The 19,583-nt window shown below is 73.6% G+C and carries 12 protein-coding genes and 2 pseudogenes; 6 read left to right on the top strand and 8 right to left on the bottom strand.

Annotated elements, in window-relative coordinates; genetic code table 11:
• Nucleotides 1–43: 43 nt before the first annotated feature.
• The 3 genes from fxsT to ACIP5K_RS14165 are packed head-to-tail and all read right to left on the bottom strand — an operon-like array spanning nt 44 to nt 6,866.
• Nucleotides 44–4,396, bottom strand: coding sequence for an FxSxx-COOH system tetratricopeptide repeat protein (gene fxsT / locus ACIP5K_RS14175; protein WP_401409091.1), 4,353 nt, complete (start codon nt 4,394–4,396; stop codon nt 44–46).
• A complete protein-coding gene (locus tag ACIP5K_RS14170) occupies nt 4,396–5,421 on the bottom strand; it encodes an AAA family ATPase (RefSeq protein ID WP_401409089.1) in 1,026 nt (341 codons plus the stop codon). The genes fxsT and ACIP5K_RS14170 overlap by 1 nt, the downstream gene beginning before the upstream one ends.
• The gene (locus ACIP5K_RS14165; RefSeq protein WP_401409086.1) at nt 5,418–6,866 is read right to left on the bottom strand and encodes a hypothetical protein; all 1,449 of its coding nucleotides are present in this window, start codon (nt 6,864–6,866) and stop codon (nt 5,418–5,420) included. Before ACIP5K_RS14165 ends, ACIP5K_RS14170 begins: the two co-directional genes overlap by 4 nt.
• Before the next feature lie 265 nt (nt 6,867–7,131).
• Here ACIP5K_RS14165 and ACIP5K_RS14160 point away from each other — a divergent pair, with 265 nt between their 5' ends.
• Both ACIP5K_RS14160 and ACIP5K_RS14155 read left to right on the top strand, forming a co-directional pair.
• Nucleotides 7,132–7,824: a DUF1275 family protein gene (locus tag ACIP5K_RS14160; protein ID WP_401409083.1), complete on the top strand. Its 693-nt coding sequence runs from the start codon at nt 7,132–7,134 to the stop codon at nt 7,822–7,824.
• A gap of 954 nt (nt 7,825–8,778) precedes the next feature.
• Entirely contained in the window at nt 8,779–9,264 is a 486-nt protein-coding gene (locus ACIP5K_RS14155; protein WP_401409081.1) for a hypothetical protein, read from the top strand.
• A gap of 84 nt (nt 9,265–9,348) precedes the next feature.
• Here the strand turns inward: ACIP5K_RS14155 and ACIP5K_RS14150 are convergent.
• Nucleotides 9,349–10,032, bottom strand: a pseudogene (locus ACIP5K_RS14150) (site-specific integrase); the annotation flags it as partial.
• Here ACIP5K_RS14150 and ACIP5K_RS14145 point away from each other — a divergent pair.
• Together ACIP5K_RS14145 and ACIP5K_RS14140 are read left to right on the top strand one after the other, a co-directional pair.
• Nucleotides 10,024–10,846, top strand: a pseudogene (locus tag ACIP5K_RS14145) (ATP-binding cassette domain-containing protein); the annotation flags it as partial. The pseudogenes ACIP5K_RS14150 and ACIP5K_RS14145 sit on opposite strands and share 9 nt — an antisense overlap.
• A 203-nt stretch (nt 10,847–11,049) precedes the next feature.
• Nucleotides 11,050–12,183: a serine hydrolase domain-containing protein gene (locus ACIP5K_RS14140; RefSeq protein WP_401409078.1), complete on the top strand. Its 1,134-nt coding sequence runs from the start codon at nt 11,050–11,052 to the stop codon at nt 12,181–12,183.
• A 102-nt stretch (nt 12,184–12,285) separates the two neighbouring features.
• Here the strand turns inward: ACIP5K_RS14140 and ACIP5K_RS14135 are convergent, their stop codons facing one another.
• Nucleotides 12,286–13,923, bottom strand: coding sequence for a cytochrome bc complex cytochrome b subunit (locus ACIP5K_RS14135; RefSeq protein WP_401409075.1), 1,638 nt, complete (start codon nt 13,921–13,923; stop codon nt 12,286–12,288).
• Nucleotides 13,924–14,081: 158 nt separating this feature from the next.
• Complete coding sequence (locus ACIP5K_RS14130) at nt 14,082–14,771, bottom strand: FadR/GntR family transcriptional regulator (RefSeq protein WP_401409072.1); 690 nt, start codon at nt 14,769–14,771, stop codon at nt 14,082–14,084.
• Nucleotides 14,772–14,930: 159 nt separating this feature from the next.
• Here ACIP5K_RS14130 and ACIP5K_RS14125 point away from each other — a divergent pair, with 159 nt between their 5' ends.
• Nucleotides 14,931–16,166, top strand: a complete 1,236-nt coding sequence (locus tag ACIP5K_RS14125) for a CynX/NimT family MFS transporter (RefSeq protein WP_401409069.1) — start codon at nt 14,931–14,933, stop codon at nt 16,164–16,166.
• A gap of 295 nt (nt 16,167–16,461) precedes the next feature.
• A complete protein-coding gene (locus tag ACIP5K_RS14120; protein WP_401409067.1) occupies nt 16,462–18,027 on the top strand; it encodes a hypothetical protein in 1,566 nt (521 codons plus the stop codon).
• Nucleotides 18,028–18,066: 39 nt separating this feature from the next.
• Here ACIP5K_RS14120 and ACIP5K_RS14115 read toward each other — a convergent pair whose 3' ends face one another.
• On the bottom strand, nt 18,067–18,621 hold the full coding sequence (locus ACIP5K_RS14115) for a hypothetical protein (protein WP_401409064.1): 555 nt from the start codon (nt 18,619–18,621) through the stop codon (nt 18,067–18,069).
• 96 nt (nt 18,622–18,717) lie between these two features.
• Nucleotides 18,718–19,458, bottom strand: coding sequence for a Mut7-C RNAse domain-containing protein (locus tag ACIP5K_RS14110; protein ID WP_401409062.1), 741 nt, complete (start codon nt 19,456–19,458; stop codon nt 18,718–18,720).
• Between the last annotated feature and the right edge of the window lie 125 nt (nt 19,459–19,583).

Below are 19,583 nucleotides of genomic sequence, written 5' to 3'. Positions count from 1 at the left end.
GGCCCGCGCCGCACATCTGCCGGGGGCTTCGCTCAGCGCGCGGTCACAGCGGCATCGGGGCGATGTCGCATTCGACGCGCTGGTGCAGCTGGACCGCCGCGCGCCAGGGGTGGTCCGCGCCCAGGGCCCGGGTGAGGCCCTCGACCGCCTGCGCGTTCAGCCGGTCGGCCGCGGCGGACTCGCCGAGGCCGCGCAGGTCGAGCGCCAGGTGCGCGGTGCCGACCAGCGCCACCGGGTGATCGGGGCCGAGGACGTCGTCGAGCAAGGGCAGCAGGGCCTCGTCCTCCGCGCGGGCCGCCGCGAAGTCCAGGCGCGCGTAGTGGTCGTTGGCCCGGCTCAGGCGGGCGGTGAGGGTGTTCGGGTGGCGCTCGCCCAGGGTGGCGGTGAACTGCTCGACGGCCTCGGCGTCGCAGCGCTCCGCGGCGTCGACGTCACCGCTCGCGCGGAGCGTCGCGGCCAGGTTGACCAGTGCGCTCAGCGTCGCGGAGTGGCGGTCGCCCAGGGCGTTGCGGTAGCGGAGCACGACCTTCTCGCCGAGCTCGCGCGAGCGCGGCACGTCGCCGGTGATACGGCGGTCCACCACCGCGTTCATCGCCGCGGCCAGGGTGTCCGTGTACTCGGTGCCGTAGCGCTCGGTGAACCGGACGAACGTGTCCTCGATCAGCTCGCGCGCCTCGGCGGTGGCGCCGACCCGGCGGCGGCAGACGGCCAGTTCCCGTGCGGCCATGATCGTGGAGGCGTTGTCCACGCCGAAGTTGCTGAGGTACGCCTCGTAGGTGGACTCCATCAGGAGGTGCGCGGAGCGGTAGTCGCCGGTCTCACGGATGTCGACGGCGAGGCCGCCCAGCGAGTTGAGGGTGAAGCCGTTCGAGGGGCCGTAGAGCACGTCGAACTGGCGGGCGGTCTCCTCGTCGAGGGAGCGGGCCTCGGCGAACGCGCCGTACCAGCGCAGCGACACCCCGAGGCTGTGCGCGGCCTGGAGGGTGACCGGGTCGTCGGGGCCGAAGAGGCGGCGCGCCATGGTGAGCGCCTCGTCGTCGAGCGTCCGGGCCGCGTCGAAGTCGCCCTGGTAGCGCAGGGCGAAGGACATCTGCGACATCGAGTGGACGAGTTCCTCGTCGGGCACCTGGCCGCTCCTGGACTGCTCCAGGGCCTTCTCGTTGAGCCGCAGCGCCTCGTCCCGGCTGCCGAACTTGCCGAGCATGAACGCCAGGATCTTGGTCATCCGGATGACCATGATGTCGTCGTCGCCGGACTGCGACTGCCAGATCGTCCAGGCCTGGCGGGCCATGTTCATCGCGGTGTCGTGCGCGCCCCAGTAGTAGAGGAAGAACACGACGTCGTAGACGAGGTCGCGCACCCACGGGTCGGAGCTGCGCACCGCGCCCGACGCCTGCACGTGCGGCAGCAGCGCCTGATAGGCGGGCCACAGCTCCGGCGAGGCGCCCTCGCCGGGCTTGGCGGTGGCGAGGAGCTGGTGGACGGCGTGCCGCAGCTGGGCCTCGGCGGTCTTGTCCAGGCCGGTCGCCAGCACGCTCTGCATCAGACGGTGCATCTGGAGGGTGCCGCGTTTGTGGTCGAGGCGGATCAGCGAGAACTTGCTGAGTTCGCGGGTGGCCCGCGCCAGCAGCACCGGGTCGCGCAGCACCGGGTCGAGTTCGGGGCTGACCTCGACGTTCCGCCCGCCGCGCAGCAGGCTGAGCGGGATCGGCTCCGGCGCCATCAGCGCGCAGGCCTCCAGGAGCTGACGGGCGGCCGGGTGCTCCTGCGCCAGCCGGTCGAGCGAGAGGTTCCAGGCCGCGGCGACCGGCACCGGGTAGTCCGGGTTGGGGTCGAGGTCGAGGATCTCGACGCGGCGCTGGGAGAGCAGTTCGAGGTGTTCGGCGACGGGCATGCCGGTCGCCGCGTGCCAGGCTCCGGCCTGCTCGATGGCGAGCGGCAGATCGCCGAGGGCGTCGGCGAGCAGGTCGGCGTCCGCGGTCGCGAGGTCGGGGGCGCGCCGCTGGAGCAGGGCGATGGACTCCTCGCGGTCGAAGACGTCGACGCTGAGCGGGGTGGCGACGCGCTCCCAGTCGCGGTTCCGCGACGTGACGATGATCTTGCCGGGGCCGCCGCTCGGGAAGTAGGCGCGGACCGCGTCGATGTCCTCGGCGTTGTCGAACACCAGGAGCCAGTTGTCGTACGGCTTTCCGGAGCGCAGCGCCTCCTGCACGGCGGGCACCGCGGTGTTGGCCTGCGGCCCGGTGTCCAGGCCGAGGAAGGAGGCCAGTTCGGCGAGGGAGGCGAGGATCAGCGACTCGCGCTCGGACGGCACCCACCAGATCACGTTGTATTCGGCGCTGTGCCGGTACACGTACTCGATGGCGATCTGGGACTTGCCGACCCCGCCCATGCCGTGCAGGGCGTGCGGCAGGACCGCGGCGGTCTCCTTCTGCCGCAACTGCTCGTCGACGGCCTCCAGCAGGATCTCGCGCCCGGTGAAATTGGGGTTCTTGGGCGGCACGTTCCCCATGATCTTCGGCTGACCGCTGCGGACGAAGCGGTGTTCGGGAGCCTTGAGGTCCATGGATGCGTCAGCCTTCCCAGCTTCGTTGTGTTCGGTTGTGTCGGGTCCAGCCGCTGATACCACGTCGACTCCTGGTTCGCTGTTGCTCTCAGCAACCAGCTCTTCCCCACCGGGCGTGCCGATATCTCTCCGTGCCACCGCACCACCCCCGTTGGGGACGGGTGCGCCGCCGGTGAGCCCGGCGACGATCCGTGCGGCGCGCCGCGCGTGCGGCCCGGACAGGGCGCGCAGCACGGCCAGTTCGACCCGCAGCCAGGGCCGGCCCGCGCTGCCGGTGTCGGGCAGCGGGGTGTCCTCGGGGTTGCGCACGGCGGCGCGCAGCGGGGCCGCGGCGCCGCGCCCCCGGCGCAGTTCGGCCAGGACGTCGACGATGCGGGCCAGCTGGGTGCGGGTGCCGGTGGCGAGCAGCGCCTCGCGCACCCCGTCGGCGAACTCGGGGCCGCCGCCGTGGGCGTCCCCGTGCTCCCAGTCGATGAGGCCGCCCATCATGACCTCGGCGACGTGGTCGGGGCCCGCCTCGGGGACGGCGCGTTCGCGCAGCTCCTCGATGAGGTCGAAGTCCAGGGGGATCACGGCGAGCAGCAGGGCCAGGTGGCGGGCCAGCGGGCTGGCGAGCCCGGCGAACCGGGCGACGGCGGCGGCCGCCGCGCGGGGACCGTCGATCCGTGGGGTGCGCAGGCCGGGCGCGGGGGCTCCCTTGGCGAGGGCGCCCGCGGGCAGCATCGGCAGGGCGCGGTGCACGCCCGGCTCGCCGGTGACCAGTTCGGCCCAGGCGGTGAAGGAGGCGGGGTGGGTGCTGAGGACGGGCACCGGGACCGTGCCGTCGTCGGGTTCGGGCAGCGGGCGCAGCGGGTCGGCGAGGTCGTGCGGCGGGCGGCACCCCAGGGCCGTGTTGGCCGCGCCGAACCCGGCGGCGCCGAACTGCGCGCGGAACGGGTACAGGGAGGAGCGGTGGCGCAGGTAGGGCGGTAAGAGGTGGACCAGCGCGGTGGGGCCGCCGCGGGCCAGCGCGGTGAGCAGGCCGTCGGCGGACGGGGCGGCCCAGCCCGCGCCGAGCCCGTCGGTGACGACGAGGAACAGCCGTCTGCCGCTGCCGTCGAGGAGTTCCCGCGGGTCGCCCGCCCGGCCGTCGGCGGCGCGCACGACGGCGGGCCCCTCCTCGGGGACCTGGATCCGTACGGTGCGTACGTCGCGGAAGGCGCCGCTGCGGGCCGCCTCGTCGGCGATCCGGCGGACGGTGCCGCGCCAGGCCCGCATGGTGAGCGTGTCGTCGACCAGCAGCACCACGTCCAGGGCGCGCTGGTGGGCGGGCAGCAGGTACGGGATCCACAGCCCGTCGCTGAGGCCGTGCTGGGCGGTGGCGTCCTCGTCCAGCGGTCCCGGCTCGTTCGTGGGCACGCGGCGGCCCAGGGCGCGCAGCACCCGCGCCAGGCGCAGCGGGCGGGCCGGCGGCGCGGCGGGGGCGGGCGGCAGCCGGAAGACGGGGGCGCCGCCGCGCTCCCCCGCGCCGAGGTCGGGGCCGGCGTCGGGGAAGGCGTACGGGATCTGCGCGCCGCTACCCGCCGCGCCCGGGTCGGCAGGCAGCGCGGGACCGGGGACGCCGGGGGCGCCGCCGGGGTGCGCGGGGGGCTCGGCCGGGTCATCCGGACGATCGTCTTCCGGCCGCTCCCCGGGCGACGGCGCGCGCCGTCCTGAAGCGAGCCACGCGGCCGCGAGCCAGGAGGCCTCGGCGAGGTCGCGCCAGTCCGGTCCGTCCTCCGACGAGTCGGTCGGCGCGCCGCTCCCGCCGCCGCTCGGGTCGGGGGCGCGCTCCCTGGGCAAGCCGGTCATCAGCGGCCTTTCGCGAGGTCGCGCAGCAGCATCTCGACGAGCTTACGCCCGTCGGCATCGGCCTGAAAACCACCCGTCGTGACCAGCAGGACCGCGTTGAGGAGTTGGTCCACGGAATGGGTTCCGCCGTCCTGCACCCGCCGTTCGAAGTCGTCCACGAGTTCCCCGACGACGTCCTCGCTGCCGCGCAGGTGGCTCGCCACGATCGACAGCAGCCGCTCGCGCGAGGGCAGCCGCAGCTCCAGCGGGAGGCAGCGGCGGCGGAACGCGAGCGGGAACTCGCGCTCGCCGTTGCTGGTGATCACCACGACGGGGAAGGCGCGGCACTCGACCAGGCCGCGCTCCACGGTGGTGCGGGCGCCGGGGTCGTCGGTGAAGACGCTGATCTCGTCCTCGGAGCTGCGCTTGAGCTCCGGGATGTCGTAGGAGCCGTCCTCCAGGACGTGCAGCAGGTCGTTGGGCAGGTCGATGTCGCTCTTGTCCAGCTCGTCGATGAGCAGGACGCGCGGCTGCTCGTACGGGAGCAGGGCGGTGCCGAGCGGGCCGAGGGTGACGAAGTCGCCCATCCGCGGGGCCTGTCCACCGGCGCCGGGGTCGGCCCCGGCGCGCCAGGCGGCGATGGCCTGGGCGCGGCCGATGGCGTCGTAGGCGTACAGCCCCTCCTTGAGCGCGGTGCGCGAGACGACGCCCCATTGCAGGACCCGGCCCAGGCCCAGTTCGCGGGCGATGAGGTAGGCGAGCGAGGACTTGCCGACGCCGGGCGGGCCGGTGACCAGCAGGGGGCGGCGCAGCAGCAGCGCCGCGTTCACCACGTCGATGTCCTCCTGGCGCAGGTGGACCAGGTCCTGGTCGTCGCCGAGCCGTCGGCGGGTGGCCCGCGTGTCGTCGCAGTCGGGCAGGGGCTGGGCCGGGCCGCCCGCGAACGTCCGCCAGGGCGGCGCCTCGGGCAGGGCGGGACCGGCGCCCACCGGCGCACTGCCCACACCGTGGAACACGCGCCACGCGGTGCCGTGCTGCTCGGTCATGCCGGCATCTCCTCACAGTCGACGAGGCGGTTCGGGTCGTCCCACAGGAACGCGATATTTCTGCCCACCAGGAGCCGTCCCACTTCCTCCGTCTCCGCCTGGACCCGCAACTGGTGCACTTTGAAGGGGAGTTGACCGGGGCTGTGGCCGAGCAGGAGCTGGAGGAGTTCGACGGACTGAGGGGTGTCGGGGCGCCGGTCCCAGACGACGAGGCCCACTCCCTCGGCGAGGGCCGCCGCCAGGGCCTCCAGGCCGTGCCCGCGCTCGGCGGGGTGCTGGAGGATGACGCCGGTCACCCGGGGGTTCCTGGCGAGCTTCTCCTGCCACTGGGCGAGCGGGTCCGTCGTCCTGCTCCAGCGGTACGTCTCCGCCGCCGGGGCCTCCTGGAGGGTGCGCCAGCGTTCGCGCCACAGGCTGAGCTGACGGGCGTCGCGGACGCGCATCCGGTCGAGGCTGCGCAGGTGGATGTAGAAGCGCAGATGGAGCGGGAGCGGCTCGAAGGCGTCCGCGGCGATCTTCAGGCGTGCCACGTCGTGGTTGAGCAGGGCGTGCGGCAGGACGAACTCGACGTGGACGGGGCTGTCCTCGGCCGCTCCGGCCCACTGCGCCTCACCGTGCCGCACCGCGCGCAGCACCGCCGCCGCCAGCCCGTCGAGGGTGGTCTCCTGGGGCTCGAAGGCGCGCGGTTGCCAGAACCCGGCCGCGGCGTTCACCCAGTGGCGTACGTGGATGCGGTCGGTGCCGTCGTGCGCCGGGTCGACCATGACGACGAGGGCGCGCGGCACCGTGCGGTCGGGCACCGCGCCGAGCGCGATCCGGGCGCGCCGCTCGCGCAGCACGGCGGTGAGCCCGGCGGGCCCGGCCCACTCGTCGGACCACGCCTGGAGGGCGGCGGCCTGGACGGAGCCGAGGGCGGCGACGACCTCGACGAGGACCAGGGCGGGCGGCAGGCCGTCGGGCTGCGCGTTCTGCTCGGCCAGGTGGGCGAAGAGGCCCACGGGCCCCTCCCCGTCGGGCAGCGCGATCCGCAGCTCGCGGGCGAGGACGCTGTGCAGCAGCGGCCGGGGCACGGGCCCCTGCGTCAGCAGCTCCCGGGCCCTGCGCTGCGTCTCGGCGTCGAACACGCCGGGCAGCTCCGGGAGGCCGCGGCTCTCCACGCCGTACACCGCGCGGCGCACCACGCGGTCGAGGTTCTCGGCCACCTCCCGCCCCTCCAGGGCGCCGACGCCCTCGATGAGCGCCCGGTATCCGTCCCGGCCGTGGTGCTGGAGCACCTGGCCGACGAACATCACCATCTCGGCGCGCACCGCCGTCCCCTGCTCGATCCACCGGATGCCGAGGTCGTCGCAGACCAGGGTGAGGTAGAGGGAACGCTGCCGGGCCTCGCGCACACAGGGCAGGGCGCACAGCTCATCGACGAGGACCGAGACCAAGCGCAAGGGCACGCCGCCCGGTTCCTGTGGCGTGCTCGTGTTCACCGACCAACCCCCGTAAGCCGGTCCCGCACTGGGAACTGACCGGTGAAGCTACCACGCCGGCCCGGAGGCAGACAGGGGCGATCACAGGTTCGGCCGAGATGAGCGGGTCGCGGGGGACGGCCGGCGCGGACGTGGTGGTTGTCCGGGGCACGCACCGGCGGCGAGCGGCCGGTCCGGCGGCGCCGTCGCCCGGTTCCCGGCCGATCAGCGGCCCGGCGCCTACCGTCGGGGAATGAACCGACGCACCTCATGGGCCCTGCTGCTCCTCGCCGGGGCCTCCGGCGCCGTCGACGCGCTGGCCTTCACGGCACTGGGGAGCGTGTTCGCCGGGGTGATGACCGGAAACCTGGTGCTGCTCGGGATCTCCGCGGGGCGCGGCGACGGCTCGGAGGTGACCGGCCCCCTGGTGGCACTCGGCGGCTATGTCGTCGGCGCCGCCTGCACCGCGGCGGCCTGCCGGGGAGCGCGCCGCCGGGCGGCGGGACCGCTGTGGCCGCCGGCCGTCGTCGCCGCGCTCGCCGCACAGTGCGCGCTGCTCACCGCGGTGGCCGTCGCGGCGGCGGTCCTCGGCGGGCGGCCCGGCGAGGCGGGTCGGATCGCACTGCTCGTCGCCGCCGCGGTGGCGATGGGCGGGCAGTCCGCGGCCATGGTCGCCGCCGGGGGCGCCCCCACCACCTATTTCACGGGCACGCTCACCACGCTGGTGACCGGCGCGGTCGACGGCACCGCGCGCGGCACGTCGGACCTGTGGACGGCCGCACGCCTGTCGGCGGTGGTCGGCGGGGCCGCCTGCGCCGTCGCCGTGCACGCGGCGGCGCCGTCCTGGGGGTTCGTGCCGCCGGCCCTGCTCACCGCCTGCGCGGTGGCGTGCCAGAAACCCGCACAGCGACTGCGCAGAGCAATCACGCGGCCCGCCGGAAATTGAACGCAGAGGGCATCCGGCGAAACCCATTGATGCACGGCTGTCCTCTTTGGCGAATTCCCGTCCCGGCCGCGCGCAATCCACTCCGTGAAGAATGCGGAGACGCTGCCACCGGTCCGTGAACGGGCCTGCACCCCTTGGTAATCGGCCCGGCACATCGCCGCGGTCCGGCGTGGGCACCGGTGCGGTCAGGGGTCTGGTCTCCGGCCTCTGAGCCGATCCACCGACAGCCGCGCCGCCCCCTTGACGGGCCGCGTGCCCGTGGGCCCCGGGACCTCGAAGTGCCGGGGCCCACGGGCACGTCCGGGCGACGACGCAGCACGCCCGGGCCCTCAGCGACGCAAGGGAAGTCCCGTGCAGTTCCGCCAACAGGCCTGTGCGAAGGCGACGGCACCGGTCAATGCGGAAACACCAAGGGGGGCACGCGCGAGGGCGTAGGAAAGCCTCGAGGCGGCACAGGCAAGGGGAACTGTTACTACACTTGCAAGAAGAACAACGCAGGAACAACTAACAGTACGAACACCACCGGTTCCTCTGGAAGTTCTACGTCCGGCGGAGGTGGCGGAGGCTGCTCCACCTACGGCTACAGGGCCCAGCAGGCATGCACCTACGCCGTTGCTGAACAAGCAGCCATCAATGCACCAGCGTCGACCGGCACCACCGAACTTCCCGGCTGGCGCGAGACCATGGGCCTCGTCGACATTGGCTGTGAAGACGGCGACAGCCTGTGTGACATCCGTCAGGCCTTGCTCGACACGGCGCTGAGCACGGGAATGCTCGGAGGAAGCTTCGGCGGAATCTCGCCGTACCGGAGACTTGGCAGAGGTTTGGGCGGAGGCGGCTGCGACAGCTTCTCCCTGACCACCAAGGTGAAACTTGCAAAACAAGGCCCTTCGGAAGTGGGCGTCAGGGCAGAACCCCTAGCTAGGAAACCGCACGGAACGGAATGGGACTCACGTGTCGTCAGACTGGAAAGTAGAGATCGTGGAGTGCGGTGACCTCGTGCAAGACGATGACGAGGTCACCCCGCCTGGCGAGGCTGAGCGCCGCTGGAATCGGTACGTCGAGCTGGCCGATTCAGCGACTGGAAGCGAAGGGCCCTCTGGTGTCGTTGCGATCGTTTCTTCCCTGAAGGCTGAAGAGGATTACGGGGCCTACCAGGCGGCGCATGCTGCTTTGGGTCGCTTCCCTCATTCGGACCTCGGTCAGGGAGTGGCTGAGGCGTCCAGGGGGCTTATTTCCATCCCCCAGGATCAGAGTGGTAACGTGCTGCTAATCCTGACCCGTTCTGGTCCGGCAGCAGTGCATGCCTTCAATGAAGCCATTCAGGCAGTCGATCCTGACGTTCGGCGCTCGGTTCGTGAACTTGTAGAGTTCCATGAATCCGAGGAGTGGCTCTCAGAAGGTGGCGCCCAGAACGTTCTTCTGATTCCACAGACTTAATCTGGAGTCGTGAATTCAAAAGCCCCACCAGCGATGGCGCCGGTGGGGCTTTTGGGTGCCTTGACGGCAACGGTGACGGCAACGTCAGCGGACGATGGCTGCGACGGGCGCGCCGTCGGGGTCGTCGCGGCCGGGGCTGAGGGCGTCGCCGAGCGTGTTGATGGCTTCGCGTTGGAGGCGGAGTCGTACGTGGGCGTAGACGCCGGCGGTGACGCCGATGTGGGCGTGGCCGAGGAGTTCCTTGATGACGACGAGGTCGATGCCCTGCTCCAGGAGCAGGGTGGCGGTGGAGTGTCGGAGGTCGTGGAAGCGGATCGTCCGGAGCTCGGCCTTGTGGAGGAGGCGGCGGAAGCGGCGGGTGAGGTTGGTGGGGTCGAGCGGTCTACCGGTGGGCGTGGTGAAGTCCAGGCCCCTGTCCGTCCAACCCGTTCTGGCGCCCTCACGTGCTTCCTGCTGTCGTCCCTGGTGGGTCTTGAGGGAGTTAATGCATTCCGTGGGGAGGACGATGCGACGTTCGGAGGCGCGAGTCTTGGTGTGCAGAATGGTCAGGCCGCCGGTGTGGGTGCGTTGGAGGGAGCGGTGGATGCTGGCGGTGCCACTGTCGAGGTCGAGGTCTTCCCAGTGCAGGCCGAGGAGTTCGCCTTTGCGGAGGCCGGTGCGCAGGGCGAGTTCGTAGAGCGCGTGGAGCCGGTCGCTGCTGGCTGCGTGGAGGAACTGCCGGGCCTCGCTGGCGGTGAAGGGCTTGAAGCGCCGAGGACGCTGACCGGCGCGCTCGTCTCGGCGGTGGCCGTCCTGCCGATGTTCGAGCAGATCAGGCCGGTCCTCGACGCGGAGCCTGAGGTGCCAGGGACGGCGGGCCGGCCGGCGAGCCGGCCGGGGCGCTGGAGGTGCGCGGCCTGTCCTTCCGGCACACCGACGAAGGGCCGCTGGTCCTGGACGACGTGTCGCTGGCGGTGCGGCCGGGCGAGTTCGTGGCGGTGATCGGCGAGAGCGGCTGCGGCACGTCGACGCTGCTGCGCCTGCTGATCGGCTTCGACACGCCCACGCACGGCACGGTCCTGTACGACGGTCAGGACTTGGCCACGCTGGACCGGGCGGCGGTGCGGAGTCGTGCTCCAGAACGCGCAGCCGCTGACCGGCTCGGACCTCGACTGCATCAGCGGCGCGGAGGCGTTCACCCAGGAGGGGGCGTGGGAGGCGGCGGAGATGGCGGGCCTCGCCGAGGACATCCGGTGGATGCCGATGGGGCTGCACGCCCTGATCTCGGGCGGTGGCGCGGTCTCCGGCGGGCAGCGCCGGCGGCTGGTGATCGCGCAGGCGCTGATCCGGCGCCCGCGCCCGCTCTTCCTCGACGAGGCGACGAGCGCGCTGGACAACGCCACGCAGCGGGCGGTGATCGACAGCACCCGGAAGCTGAACGCGACCCGTGTCGTCATCGCGCACCGCCTGTCGACGGTGCTGGACGCGGACCCGGGTGGTCGTGATGTCCGGGGGCCGCGTCGTCCAGCAGGGCCCGCCGCGGGAACTGCTGCGGGACGCGGACGGACGGCTGCACGAGCTGGTGCGGCGGCAACTGGCGTGAGGGGGCGGGTGCGCGGTGGCGGGGTGCGCGGGTGTCTGCCCGTACGGACGCCGTCCGCGTGCCCGGGATCTGGCACCGGGCGCACCATGGGGAAGGTGGGTGCGACGACCGGTTCGTCCCCGGCGGCGCGGCCGGCCGATGAGTCGGGGGCGGCTGCGGGGTCACTCCTTCCGTACGCGTTCTTCCGAGAAGGGTGACTGACGATGACCGACACCAGTGGGCTGGCCGGCGTACTCGCACCGCATGTCACGAAGGGTCCGGTGCCGGGCGCCGTGGGCCTGGTGGCGCGGGGGGACGAGGTCGAGGTGGCGGTGGTCGGCCACGCCGACGCCGAGGGCACGGTGCCGCTCGCCCGGGACTCGATCTTCCGGATCGCCTCCATCACCAAGCCGGTCGTGGCGGCCGCCGTCATGACACTGATCGAGGACGGGCGGCTCGCGCCGGACTCGCCGGTCGCCCACTGGCTGCCGGAGCTGGCCGCGCCGAACGTGGTCCGCGATCCCGCGGGCCCGGTCGAGGACGTCGTCCCGGCGCATCGCCAGATCACCGTCGAGGACCTGCTGACGTTCCGCGCGGGCTGGGGCTTCTCCTCGGACTTCTCGCTGCCCGCGACGCAGCTCCTCCTCCCGCTCATGGACCCCCACCAGCCGCAGCGGATGCCCGAACCGGACACCTGGCTGGCGGCGCTCGCCCGGGTGCCGCTGCTGCACCAGCCCGGCACGGCCTGGCTCTACAACACGTGCTCGGACATCCAGGGCGTGCTGATCGCCCGGGTCACCGGCACCTCGCTGCCCGACTTCCTGGCCGAGCGGATCTTCGCTCCCCTCGGTATGAAGGACACCGGCTTCGAGGTGCCGGCCGCCGCCCGCGCCCGCTTCACCAGCCAGTACGTGCCGACGCCGGACGGCGGTCGCGAGCGGGTCGACACACCGGACGGCCAGTGGACGGGCCTGCCCGCGTTCCCCTCCGGCGCGGGCGGCCTCGTCTCCACCGCCGACGACTGGTGGGCGTTCGCCCGGATGCTGCTCGCGGGCGGCGGTCCCGTACTCTCGCCCGGGTCGGTGCGGCTGATGACGACGAACCACCTGACGGACGGGCAGCGCCGGGCGAGCGAGCTGTTCACCGAGGGCCAGGGCTGGGGGTACGGCGGCTCGGTGGACGTGGAGCCGCGCGAGTCGTGGCAGGTGCCGGGGCGCTACGGCTGGGTGGGCGGCAGCGGCACCGCCGCGCATCTGACGCCGTCGACCGGCACGGTGTCGGTGCTGCTGACGCAGCTGGCCATGAGCGGACCGACCCCGCCGCCGATCATGCGCGACTTCTGGGCGTACGCCCGATAGGGCTCCGCCCCGCCCGGGTGCGGGCGGGGCGGGCCGGGCCGGTCGGTCCCGGTGCGGTTGGTCCCGCTGCGGTCGGTCCCGGTGCGGTCGGTCCCGGTGCGGTCAGTCCACCCGCTCCGACTCGTGCCAGCCCGCGTGCAGGGCCTGGTACTCCTCGGCGGTGGCCTTCGGCACGTATGTCCCGGGGCCGTACATCGCGCGGGCGAGCCGGGCCCGGACCCGCTGGCGCACGGTGAACGCGCGCGCCACCCCGTTCCCGTCGACGGGCGGGCCCAACTCGTAGGCGGCGGGCTGCTCGTGGGCGTTCAGGGTGTACAGCTCGGCGCGGGACAGCGGCTCGTGGACCTCGATGTACTCGCCGTGCGGCAGCCGCTTGACGATGCCGGACTCGCGGCCGTGCAGCGCCTTCTCGCGGTCGCGGATCTGCAACCCGTTGCAGATCCGCCGGGTGATGACGAACGCGAGGACGGGCGCGACGAAGAAGCCGATCCGCACGCTCCAGGTGATGGCGTTGATGGACAGATGCAGGTGGGTGGCGACGATGTCGTTGCCGCCGCCGATCAGCAGGACGCCGTACAGCACCAGCCAGGCGACGCCGAGGCCGGTCCTGACCGGGTGGTTGCGCGGGCGCTGGCTGATGTGGTGCTCGCGCCGGTCGCCGGTGACCCAGGCCTCCAGGAACGGATACACGGCGATCAGCACCATGATCAGCGGGAACAGCGAGAACGGGATGAACACGCCGAGGGCGAGGGTGTGGCCCCAGGCGTTGATCTCCCATCCCGGCATCACCCGGATCAGCCCCTCGGAGAAGCCCAGGTACCAGTCGGGCTGGGCGCCGGTGGTGACGAGGTCCGTGCGGTACGGCCCGAAGGCCCACACAGGGTTGATGGTCGCGACCGCGCCCATCAGGGCGATGACCCCGAAGACGAGGAAGAAGAAGCCGCCCGCCTTCGCCATGTAGACCGGCATCAGCGGGGCGCCGACCACGTTGCGCTCGGTGCGGCCGGGGCCCGCGAACTGGGTGTGCTTGTGGTAGAAGACCAGGATCAGGTGGGCCGTGACCAGGCCGAGCATGATGCCGGGCAGCAGCAGGATGTGGACGGGGTAGAGCCGGGCGATGAGGTCGTCGCCGGGGAAGTCGCCGCCGAACAGGAAGTACGCCAGGTACGTTCCCACGACCGGCACCGACAGGATCGCGCCGTGCGCGAACTTCAGGCCGGTCCCGGAGAGCAGGTCGTCGGGGAGCGAGTAGCCGGTCAGGCCGGTGAGGATGGCGAGCATCAGCAGCGTCCAGCCGAACAGCCAGTTGACCTCGCGCGGCTTGCGGAACGCGCCGGTGAAGAACACCCGCATCATGTGGGCGAGCATGCCGGCGACGAAGACGAGCGCGGCCCAGTGGTGGATCTGCCGGATCAGCAGGCCGCCGCGCACCTCCATGCTGATGTGCAGCGTCGAGTCGTACGCCCTGGAGACGAGGATGCCCTTGAGTGGTTCGTAGCTGCCGTTGTAGACGACCTCGGCGGCGGTGGGCTGGAAGAACAACGTCAGGTACGTGCCGGTGAGTATGAGGATGATGAAGCTGTAAAGGCAGATCTCGCCGAACATGTAGGACCAGTGGTCGGGAAAGACCTTCCGCATCTGGGACTTGGCCAGCTGGTAGACGCCGAGTCGGCCGTCCGCCCAGTCCGCGAGGCGTTCGCCGCTCTTCGGCGGTTCCCGTCGCGCGCTGCTCTCGCTCATGCGACCCCCCTCAAGACCGTTGAGGCACAGTCAGAGTAGAGCCGGGCACGGTGCCTTCGACAGAGGCCCGCGCGGTGTCGGCCGGTACCGGCCGACACGGGTGGGGCGCAGGGGGCGGATGGTGCCCAAGTCGCCTTGTGCGGGGCCCGGTTCGGGCCTCAGGACCGCTCGCCCATCCGCTCCATGGCGGCCTCCACGGTCTGGGTGTGCGCCCAGGCGGCCCTGGTGGCCGCGTCCGGGTCGCGGCGGGCGATCGCGTCCGCCAGGTCCTCGTGGGCGCAGGCGCCGGGGACCTCGGGGGTCCAGCTCGGGTGCAGCGAGGCGATGCTGTCGCGGACGGCCTCGGCGAGGGACTCGTACAGCTCGGCCATCAGCGGGTTGTCGCCGGCGGCGACGACGGCGCGGTGGAACTCCAGGTCGCTGTCGACGTAGGCGACCGCGTCGCCCCTCTCGTGGGCGCGGCGGCGGGCGAGGAGGGCGGTCAGGATGCGGGCCAGGTCGCCCTCGCCCCGGTGGACGGCGGCGGCCGGTGCCGCTTCCCGTTCGAGGGCCAGGCGCACCTGGAGGACGTGCTTCAGCTCGGCCCGGCGCAGCCGCCGCTGGAGCGCGGCGTTGAGGTCGCTGGCCGCGCGCACGTACGTACCGTCGCCGCGCCGGGCCTCCAGCAGCCCGGTGTGGCACAGCGCGCGCACCGCCTCGCGCACGGTGTTGCGCCCCACGCCGAGCGCCTCGACGAGCTGCCCCTCGGCCGGGATGCGGTCGCCCACGGCCCACTCGCCGCTCTCGATGGCGCGCTCGATGCGGCCGATGGTCCGCTGGACCAGGGTCGGCTGTGCTGCTTCGGACAAGGTGGCGGCCTCTCTCGCGCTGTTCCTGGACGCAGGTTCTCACCTCACGCACCTTCGTCAAATATCCCATATCTCGGCACAGAACATGGCGGGTTTGCGTGCTTCCTGACCCCTTTGCGGCTTCTTCGGTGCCAAACATGGGATGTTACGTTGGTGCGCATGCCGCAGACTGTCGATCCCTCACGCACCACCGCGTCCCCGCCGACGGCCACCGGGAGCCCGGCGCCGCCCGTCGCCGGGCTGCTCGCCGCGGGCATCCTGCTGATCGCGATGAATCTGCGGCCCGGCGTCGTGTCGGTCTCCCCCGAGCTGGACGCGATACGGGACGCCACCGGACTGAGCGGGTCCGCCGCGGGCCTGCTCACCACCGTGCCGATCCTGTGCTTCGGGCTGCTCGCGCCGTTCGCCGCGAAGCTGTCGCGCCGGATCGGCATGACGCGGGCGCTCGGCGCGATGATGCTGCTGCTCACTGCGGGCATCGCCCTGCGTCTCGCACCGGGGCTGCCCGCGCTGTTCGCCGGTACGGTCCTGATCGGCGCGGCGATCTCCCTGTCCAACGTGCTGGTGCCGAGCATCATCAAGCGCCACTTCCACCGGCACACCGGCCTGATGATGGGCCTCTACTCGGTGGCCCTGTTCTGCGGCGCCGCGCTCGCCGCCGGGGTCACGGTGCCGCTGGGCGACGCGCTCGGGCTCGGCTGGCGCGGCGCGATCGGCGTCTGGGCCGTGCTCTCGGCCCTCGCCCTGCTGCTGTGGGTGCCGCAGCTGCGCCGTCCCGACGACCCGCCCGCGACACCGGCCACCGGGGCCACCGCCCGTACGCCGCTGCGGCGTTCCCCACTGGCCTGGCAGGTCACGCTCACCATGGGGCTCCAGTCGCTCCAGTACTACGCGTGCGCGGCCTGGATCCCCGCGATGCTCACCAGTGAGGGCATGTCCAGCACGGAAGCGGGCTGGATGCTGTCCGTGATGAGCCTCGTCGGCATCGCCGGGTCGCTCGTCTTCACCGCGCTCGTGGGCCGCCTGCGCAACCAGGTCCCGTTCGCCCTCGTCGGCACGCTCCTCTTCCTCGGCTCGCTCATCGGCCTGATCGTGGCGCCGGTCGGTGGCGCGTACGCCTGGATGCTGATGCAGGGCTTCGGCTCGGGCCTGCTCATCAGCACGGCGCTCGCGGTGATCGTGCTGCGCTCCCCCGACGCGGGGCGCGCCGCCGAGATGTCGGGCATGGCGCAGGGCGTCGGCTATCTGCTCGCCGCCGCGGGGCCGTTCCTGCTGGGCGCGCTGCACGACTGGACGGGCGGCTGGACGGTGCCGCTGGCCCTGCTCGCGGTGCTGTGCGTGCCGATGGGCATCGCGGGCGTGGGCGCGGGCCGGGTCCGCCAGCTCGACGCCTGACGCCCGCGGCCCCGCCGCGAGGGGGGCTTCGCCACGGCGATCACCGGCCGGGGGATAGGATTTGCGGCCAGTGTTCCGCAGGGGCCGTGCACGAGCGGGTGTGGCCGGTGAGGCTCGATTTCGGGGGTGCGCCGATGGAGTGCGACGTGAGGACCGGTCCGCGCGACCTGTCCGTTTCCTTCGGCGCGGGCCGAGTGGTTCCGGACCGGGCGGGGCCGAGGCGAGTGGCTGCGGGCTTCGCGGCTCCGGCCGTCGCGGGCCCGCGCCTCACGGGCCCGGTGCGGCGGTGAGGCCCGTGGACGGGCCCGCGTCCGGCAGTGTTCCGGCGGCGGCCGGCGCCAAGGCCCCGCTCCCGGTCCGCCACCCGGACCCCACGCGCCCGAACCCGGGCCGCCGCCGCCCCGCCCAGGCCGCCCGCCCGAAGCCCGCCGAGGCTCCGGCGCCCCTGACGGCCCCGCCCGCCGAGGCCCCGGCGCCCCTGACGGCCCCGCCCGCCGCGGTGCCGTTCGACCCCTTCGACGGGGCGTCGGCGTCCCCCGCTCCGAGCAGCCCGTTCGACGCGCCCGCGGCGCCCCCGTCGCCCGACGCCGCGTCAGCACCGGCGCCGACCACCCCGGATGACGAGGTGACCGCACCCGCGGCCCCGCCGGAGCCGCAGCGGACCCCCTCCGACGCCACGACAGCGTCCCGGCAGCCGGTCCCGGATGCCGCGCCGGTGGTACCGCCGGGCCGTACGACCCCCGCGGAACCGGCGGGCGCCACCCTCGCCCTCGGCCAGGCCCTAGCGCCGCCGGACGCCGACGTCCCGGCACCTCCGGCGCCCCCGGCCCAGGAACCGGCCCAGGAACCGGCGGACGCCGTCCCCGTGACGGATCCCGGACCGTCGCCGCGCACGGCGGCCCTGGTGCGGCCCCGTACGGCCGTTCCGGCGGTGCCCTTCCCGGCGCCGGAGTCCGTCCCCACCGTCGATCCGCGGCTGGCACAGGCCGTGGGGCGGCCCCTGCACGGGGACTCCGTCGCGCGCCGGACCGGACAGTCGATTCGGCGGCTCGCCGCGCCCAAGGCACAGCCGGCCGCCGCGGAGGCGCGGCTGGCACGGGAGTTGCAGGTGCCGGTCGCGTCGGGACGCATCGTCGCCGTGACCTCGATCCGCGGCGGGGTCGGCAAGACGACGACGGCCGCCCTGGTCGCGCGGGCGCTGCAACGCGCGCGGCAGGACCCCGTGCTCGCCCTGGAGGCGGACGCCGCGCTCGGCACGCTGGCCGTGCGGCTCGGCGCGCCGACCGTGCGCTGGTCCATCAGCGAACTGGCGCAGATCCTGACCCCGTCGATGCACCTGCTCGACATCACCGGGTACCTGGTGCCGCTGCCGGACGGCGGCTGGCTGCTGCCCGCGAGCCAGGGCCGGGTCGGACCCGCCCTCGACATCCCCACCTACCGCACCGTCACGCTGGGCCTGCGCCCCCACTTCGCGGTGACCGTGGCGGACTGCGAGACGCTGCCCGGCGAGGTGGCGCGGACCGCGATGGACACCGCGCACGCCCGCGTCGTCGTCGCGCCGATGACGGTCGAGGGCGTCGGCGGCACCCGCGTGGTGCTCGACTGGCTGTCCGGGCTGCCGCACTCCGCGCTGTCCTCGACGGTGGTGGCCCTCACCTCCGGCACCCCCGACCAGAACCTCGACCTCGGCACCGCCGTGGGCCACCTGCGGGAGACCGGCGTCGGAGTGGTCCACCTGCCCTACGACCGCCACCTCGCGGCAGGCGGCCCGATCCGCGAGGAACTGCTGTCGGCGGCGACCCACCGGGCCGCCGCGCAGCTCGCCGCCGAGGCCCTCCAGCGGGCGGTGCGGGCGCGCTGACCGGCCGCCCTCAGCGGTCGCCGGGGCCGCGACGCGGGCTCAACAGCCCTGCGCCGTCGGCTCGATGGTCACCTTCGTCCGCGGGCCGGCGAGGCGCACCTCGCTGTACTGGGTGTGCGGGACGCGGAACCAGACGTCGTCCCCGCCCGTCGTGACCCGGGCGCCGGACACGTCGTCGAGCCGCACGCACCACCGCTCGCGGCGCACGACGCGGGTGTACTTCTCGGTGCCGCGGCGCACCCTGCGGCAGTCGCGGTCGGTATCGGTGGTGTACCAGGTCCTCGTGCGGCCCCTGCTGCGCTTGGTGTGCCTGACGCGGTGGGTGGCGGTGTCGCACGTGCGGACGTAGTGCGGCCGGGTGGAGGTGGACGTCCTGGCAGTGAGGTGGCGTTCGGCGTCGCGGACACCGGTGACCTCGGTGCTCCTCGCCGTGCGGGGCGCGTCCCGGCCGCCGGTGGCGCCGCCCGTCCCGGCACGGCCGGACGCCGGGGCCGCCCCGGCCGGGGCCGCCTTGCCGGTGCCGCCCCCGCCGCAGGCCGTGAGCGCGACGACGAGCGCCAGGGTGAGTCCGGCCAGTACGGGGCGCCGCTGCACGGGCGTGGCTCCTCTTGCGATGCGGGGCGGGTGAGGTCCGCGGAAGCGTATCCGATCATGGGCGGCGGGCCCGCGCCCCGGCGTACGGGCCCGGTCTCACCGCCCGCCCGACGGCCCGAACTCAGCCATCGCCGCCGTCACCACGGCCTCCAGGCGGTCGTGGTGCGCGCCGCGCCAGTACACCCGCGCGCACCGCTCGCACTGGGCGAAGACGTCGTAGGCGGCGCGGGTCCCGCCCCGGAGGCGGTCGGCGACGTCCTCCTTGCGGGCCTCGGAGAGGGTGCCGTTGCAGGCGGCGCAGCGGGTCCAGGGACGCAGCTCGGGGGCGAACCGGCCCAGGATGTCCCGGAGTTGTTCGTCGGGGCGGTCACTGTAGACATAGCCGCCCGCCCACAGTTCGCGGCGGCGCAGCAGTCCGCGGTCGCGGCTGAGCAGGACCCGGCGTTCGGCGGCGGAGCGGGCGGCGAGCGCCGGGTCGCCGATGTCCGTGGCCTCGTACGCGGTGTCGACGCCCAGGAGCCGCAGCCTGCGGGCGAGGGTGCCGAGGTGCACGTCGAGGAGGAAGCGCAGCGGGGCGCCGGGCACCTGCTGCGGCCGGGTCACCGCCCGCACGCCGACCCGCTCCCCCGCCGCCGGGATGTGCGCGGGGCCGGTCTCGGCGCCGTCCACGAACAGCGCGCCGACCTCGGTGAGCGGCACCCCGAGCGACTCCACGACGTGCCCGAGCGTGGAGACGCCGTCGACGGCGAGCGGGGCCGGCCCGTCGCCCCGGAAGGCGCGGGGCACGAACAGGCCCAGTTCGGCGGCGACATGGACGAGGATCTCCGGTCCGTTCATCGGCACAGAATGCCACGCGCGTGCGCGCGCGGGTCCCCCGGTCCCGGGCCGGATCGCCACACGGAGCACACGGAGGCCGCGCACCGGGACGTATGGAGGAGGCCCGGAACCGCGGCGGCGGCCCG

This window comes from Streptomyces sp. NPDC088785, assembly GCF_044750685.1.
Classification (GTDB): Bacteria; Actinomycetota; Actinomycetes; order Streptomycetales; family Streptomycetaceae; genus Streptomyces.
The sequence above is the reverse complement of the archived record's forward strand: the minus strand, read 5'-3'. Positions and strand labels throughout refer to the sequence as shown.

Excerpts from the sequence above, each read along its gene's own strand:
- fxsT (WP_401409091.1), bottom strand. The coding sequence starts at position 4,396 with ATGACCGGCTTGCCCAGGGAGCGCGCCCCCGACCCGAGCGGCGGCGGG.
- ACIP5K_RS14170 (WP_401409089.1), bottom strand. The coding sequence starts at position 5,421 with ATGACCGAGCAGCACGGCACCGCGTGGCGCGTGTTCCACGGTGTGGGC.
- ACIP5K_RS14160 (WP_401409083.1), top strand. The coding sequence starts at position 7,132 with ATGAACCGACGCACCTCATGGGCCCTGCTGCTCCTCGCCGGGGCCTCC.
- ACIP5K_RS14140 (WP_401409078.1), top strand. The coding sequence starts at position 11,050 with ATGACCGACACCAGTGGGCTGGCCGGCGTACTCGCACCGCATGTCACG.
- ACIP5K_RS14135 (WP_401409075.1), bottom strand. The coding sequence starts at position 13,923 with ATGAGCGAGAGCAGCGCGCGACGGGAACCGCCGAAGAGCGGCGAACGC.
- ACIP5K_RS14125 (WP_401409069.1), top strand. The coding sequence starts at position 14,931 with ATGCCGCAGACTGTCGATCCCTCACGCACCACCGCGTCCCCGCCGACG.
- ACIP5K_RS14110 (WP_401409062.1), bottom strand. The coding sequence starts at position 19,458 with ATGAACGGACCGGAGATCCTCGTCCATGTCGCCGCCGAACTGGGCCTG.